The sequence below is a fragment of the Novosphingobium sp. genome, assembly GCF_019748365.1.
In the GTDB taxonomy this organism is placed as follows: Bacteria; Pseudomonadota; Alphaproteobacteria; order Sphingomonadales; family Sphingomonadaceae; genus Novosphingobium.
On the sequence record NZ_JAIEPN010000054.1, the window covers coordinates 1 to 4,434 of the forward strand.

Sequence of the window (4,434 nt, forward strand, 5' to 3'; positions counted from 1 at the left end):
ATCATCAGTCGCGAACAGGTCGTCCCAGACCGTAGACGTTCCATGCTCGTTTTCGACCTCAAGCGACCAGCCCGGCTAAGGCAGTCCACGAAGAGTTGGCAAAGCGCTATGCGCAAAATGCCGATTTAACCGAAGTAGAACATCGCGTTTCAGCAATTCATTGAACGCTGGCGCGTTTAACTCGCCAGCAGTGTTTGCAGGCGACTTAATAGCGCTTCGTGGTTGTATGGCTTCTGCTCGATCGGCTGAAGGTGGCATAAATCCTCCGCCAGCTCAGCCGTGCGCACATTCCCCGAGGTGAGAACGACCTTGATCGTGGGGAAGTGTGTTCTGATCCAGCGCGCCAGTCCCATGCCGTCGATCGATCCAGGCATCTGGATGTCGGAAAAAACGATATCGGCCCCGATCTTGTCGGTTTCCAGCAGCTTCACGGCCTCATCGGCATTGGCGGCTTCAACCACCTGAAAACCACAATCGCGCAGGTAGTCAGCGATCACAAAGCGAATAAGGACTTCGTCTTCAACGACAAGAATGGTGGACGGCACCGCATTGTTCTCATTCGCAACATCAGGGGCATGATTCATAAGGTTGCAATACGCTGAGTGGCCCAAGCCGTTCCCGCGAATGGGTGAATGCGGTCGCAGTGTGATATTCCTGCACAACATTTGCGTTTCGTGCGCCCGAACTTGTCAAGCAACCAAGACTGGGCGCGGCCAATTAGCCGAACAGGTCGCCGATCGCGCGCAGGCGAAAGGCATTAAGCCACCGGCGCCGGCGATGTTCGGTCGCGTCGTGGATCATATGGCAGCGCTGACAAAGGGCGGCGAGGTTGCGCGGTCGATTGTCGCCGGGATCATGGTTCAGGTGGGCGCTGGCGAGGACCACGCGCGTGACGCGCAGCGCGGCAGGCGGGTCGATGCCGACGAGGCCAGGTTGCGCGCCCGCCAACTCGTCCGGCGACGGCAGGCGGCGAAGCCCCCTGCCCTGCCCGTCGCGCCAGGTCGCGTCGTCCTCGTCCCACCAGATGCCATTGCCTAGGTGCGGCACGTCGCGGCCGTGCGGGCGTCGGCAATGCTCACATCGCCCCTTGGCGCGCCGGAACCGGATGAGGTTCGACAGTTCGCGCCAGTCGATCGGGTAAAGCCAGCGATGTTCGCGCGCGATCGGCATGACGATTCTATGAGTCACGACCGGTGAGAACGAAAGCGGAAACTTCGCCTCACGCCTCTACTAGCCTACAAACCTTCTTAGTGTCATAGGCAACAAGGTAAGTAGTGCAGGTTTATGCCGTCGCGAACTTTCGCGGCCGACCGCCTTTCCGACCGTTGGCGCGTGAGGCGGCGACCTTGATGGCGGTGCGCGACCGGCCCCCTTCCGCGCCGAGCTGGCGGGCCATCCACTGCTTCGAGCCGAACACGCCCTGTAGCAGCGCCGGGACGTAAAGGTCCGCATCGAGCTTGGGCCAGTGCAGCCCCAGCCCCGCCGGGCTGACTTCGATTTCAGCGAGGTTATCGGGCGACGCATCGGCCAGCCCTTCCGCGAGCTGCGTCGGAAAGGTCAGCTCGACTCCAGTGTTCAGCGCGACCACGACCCGCGACCGCCGACGATCAAAGCGGGCGGACACGGCATGGCCCGCGGCACGGATCGCCTCCATGCGCACTTCGGCTTGCGCCAGCTCTTGCTCAGTAATCGCCATGTATCGTCCTCCATTCCGCGCATAATGTCGGCACCAGCTCGACCAGCGCCGCCTCGATCCGGTTCACGTCCGGCACCTTGAAACCGTAGCTGTCCCGCAGTTCGGGCGGACCACCGGGACAGTTCAGGTTGAACACCGCCTCCCCTTCCGCGCCCTTCACATGGACATGCGCCGGCCGATGATCGTTGGGCCAGATCACGACCCGCAGGCCACCGATGCGATAGACGACGGGCATAGGCCGACATATCAGAAACCCAACCGCTAGGGAATAGTTGCATAGCGAGCGCGTCCCTTGCGGGACCGCGCTCTATCTCCGCTACGCTCCGACCGAGCCGCCGCGCCGCCGTCTGAGCGCTGGCGCGTAACGATCGCTCGCGCAAGAAAGGTGTAAAGGGTCTTTCCTTCCCTGCTAATCACCTTCATAGTGTCACAGGTAAGAGGGCGAGAAGGGGCGAAGGTGCAAATCTACTCACTTATTAGCCAGAAGGGCGGGGCGGGTAAAAGCACCCTTGCCCGTCAGCTCGCGGTTCTAGCGGGCGGGACGGAGCCTAGCTTTATCATCGACCGCGACCCGCAGCGCACGACGACGAAATGGTGGACGCGCCGCGAGCAGATCGAACCGGCCTTTGAACGCCCCGAGCTGGTCGACCTGGACGGCACTACCTTAACCGATGCCGCTAAGCGGCTTCGACGCAAGCCCGAGGGCGCGCTGTTCATCGACACGCGCCCCGCCGTTGAGGAGCCGGAGGCTGAGGCGGCGCGCGTGGCGGACCTGGTGATCGTGCCGGTGCGGCCGTCTCCCGACGACCTTGAGGCGGTCGGCGAAACGTTGAAGATCCTTCGTCGGCTCGACCAGCGCGCGGTAGTCATCGTCAACGCGGCGAAGAACGACTCGCGCGCGACCGCTGCGCGCGCCGCGCTGTCGCGCTACCCCGTCCCGGTTTGCCCGACCCACTTGTCCGATCGGACCGTCTATCTGGACGCCTCGCTTGAGGGGAGGGGCGTGACCGAAATGCGCGGCCAGGCGGCGCGCGATGCGGCCGACGAGCTGCGCCAGGTTTGGAGCTGGATTCAGGAGATACGACATGAGCAGTAAGCGCACCGGCCGCGCGCTCGCCGACGTTATGGGCGAGCTGGACGAGGAGCCAGCCGCCCCGATCGCCGCGTCGACGGCCGAAACCGCGCCCGTTCGGGACGCCGCATCGCCGGCGATCGTGCCGATCAACGTGCAAGTCACCCCGCGCGACCGCAAGCGGCTCCGCCAGTTGAGCCTCGATACGGGGCTTAGCTTGCAAAAGCTGGGGCATGAGGCGTGGAACCGGTTGCTGGAGGCGCGCGGGCTGGAGCCGCTGGAGGCGGTCGCCGCGAGCGTTCCGAGCGGCCGATCGCGCCGCTAACCCTGGAGCCTTTATGACTAAGAAGGGCAGAAGGAAAGAAGGCGAGCCGGTCAGTATGCTCGACCAGCTCGACCTGTTCGTGACGCTACCGGGCGACATACCGACGCATGACGAGCAGGAGATGATGGAGCGGCCGTTTTTCAGCCTCTCCAAACAGCGTCGCAGCGAGCCGATCGACTACCAGGTGCAGAACGGCACCACCACCGTCACCGTTAACGTCACGGCCCCGGCCGAGATCGGCATCGCGACCATTTGGGATTGCGATATCCTGATATGGGCGGTGTCGCAGCTCCGGGCGGCGAAGGCGGCGGGACAGCCGACGACGCCACACTTCCACGTTCCGCTCTATGAGCTGCTACGCGGCATCGACCGGCCGACCGGGGGCGACGAGTATCGCCGTATCGTTGAGGCGTTGGAGCGGTTGAGCGCCACCCTGATCCGCACCAACATTCGCCAGGGCAAGAAGAAGCGTCCCGAGGGCTTTCACTGGATCGAGCGCTACTCGGCACCAACCGACGACCTTGGGCGATCCACCGGCGTCGAGTTCACCATATCCGATTGGCTCTATGAGGGCGTGCTGACCGACCGCCTCGTGCTCGGCATCGACCGGGCCTATTTCAAGCTGACCGGCGGCATCGAGCGCTGGCTCTACCGCGTCGTGCGGAAGCATGGGGGCCATCAGGCAGGGGGGTGGGCCTTCACTATGAAGCAGCTCCATCACAAGAGCGGTAGCACCCAGCGACTAGCCGATTTTGCCAAGGAGTTGCGGCGCTCTGTCGAGCGGCAGCGGCTACCCGGCTATTGGCTTGAGATGGTGAGAAACGATGAAGGTGAGGAGGTTCTTAACTTCACAGAGCGGTGCCAGCTATCGACCGACCACCCAGGCTTCCAGTTCAAGCGCCTTCCGCGCCCCCCGATGGGGTTTCCGGCCGACTAATCGCTAGGGGCCAAAACCCCGATAGCGGCGATGCTCCAACTATCGGGGGAATGGCCCCTGCGAATCACGGGGTTTTGGCCCCGCGAATCACGGGGTTTTGGCCCCTGAAACTACCGCTAACCCTTTGAGGGTACAGGTAGAAAACGCTCCGTAAGAATCTTAAACCTCCTATTACATAGGAGATTCTTCTTAATGACTCCGGCCTGTGGATAACCCGAAGCGATCGGTGAAATCAGGGGCCAAAACCCCGATAGTGCGCAACACGACGCGACGGACTGCGACCGAGCAAGGAAAGAAAGGTCCAATGGAATCGGCCTAACGGCCGATACGGGGTCAGGACATAGAACGGGCACAGATATACGCTAAGCGTCTCTGCGCGCACTTATGGGTCGACTCTATGCGTC

General features: G+C 62.7%; 7 protein-coding genes. 3 read left to right on the forward strand and 4 right to left on the reverse strand.

Annotated features, from left to right (window positions below):
• Positions 1-176 precede the first annotated feature (176 nt).
• From K5Q19_RS07615 to K5Q19_RS07630, 4 genes are all read right to left on the reverse strand, one after another.
• Entirely contained in the window at positions 177-545 is a 369-nt protein-coding gene (locus K5Q19_RS07615) for a response regulator (protein WP_292942973.1), read from the reverse strand.
• A 172-nt stretch (positions 546-717) separates the two neighbouring features.
• Positions 718-1,170: a hypothetical protein gene (locus K5Q19_RS07620; protein WP_292942976.1), complete on the reverse strand. Its 453-nt coding sequence runs from the start codon at positions 1,168-1,170 to the stop codon at positions 718-720.
• A gap of 112 nt (positions 1,171-1,282) precedes the next feature.
• The gene (locus K5Q19_RS07625) at positions 1,283-1,696 is read right to left on the reverse strand and encodes a DUF2442 domain-containing protein (protein WP_292942979.1); all 414 of its coding nucleotides are present in this window, start codon (positions 1,694-1,696) and stop codon (positions 1,283-1,285) included.
• Positions 1,683-1,931, reverse strand: a complete 249-nt coding sequence (locus K5Q19_RS07630; protein WP_292942982.1) for a DUF4160 domain-containing protein — start codon at positions 1,929-1,931, stop codon at positions 1,683-1,685. The genes K5Q19_RS07625 and K5Q19_RS07630 overlap by 14 nt, the downstream gene beginning before the upstream one ends.
• Before the next feature lie 222 nt (positions 1,932-2,153).
• Here K5Q19_RS07630 and K5Q19_RS07635 point away from each other — a divergent pair, with 222 nt between their 5' ends.
• The 3 genes from K5Q19_RS07635 to K5Q19_RS07645 are packed head-to-tail and all read left to right on the forward strand — an operon-like array spanning position 2,154 to position 4,030.
• The gene (locus K5Q19_RS07635) at positions 2,154-2,792 is read left to right on the forward strand and encodes a plasmid partitioning-family protein (protein WP_292942985.1); all 639 of its coding nucleotides are present in this window, start codon (positions 2,154-2,156) and stop codon (positions 2,790-2,792) included.
• Complete coding sequence (locus tag K5Q19_RS07640) at positions 2,782-3,093, forward strand: hypothetical protein (RefSeq protein ID WP_292942988.1); 312 nt, start codon at positions 2,782-2,784, stop codon at positions 3,091-3,093. The genes K5Q19_RS07635 and K5Q19_RS07640 overlap by 11 nt, the downstream gene beginning before the upstream one ends.
• Before the next feature lie 13 nt (positions 3,094-3,106).
• Entirely contained in the window at positions 3,107-4,030 is a 924-nt protein-coding gene (locus tag K5Q19_RS07645; RefSeq protein ID WP_292942991.1) for a replication initiator protein A, read from the forward strand.
• Positions 4,031-4,434 lie beyond the last annotated feature (404 nt).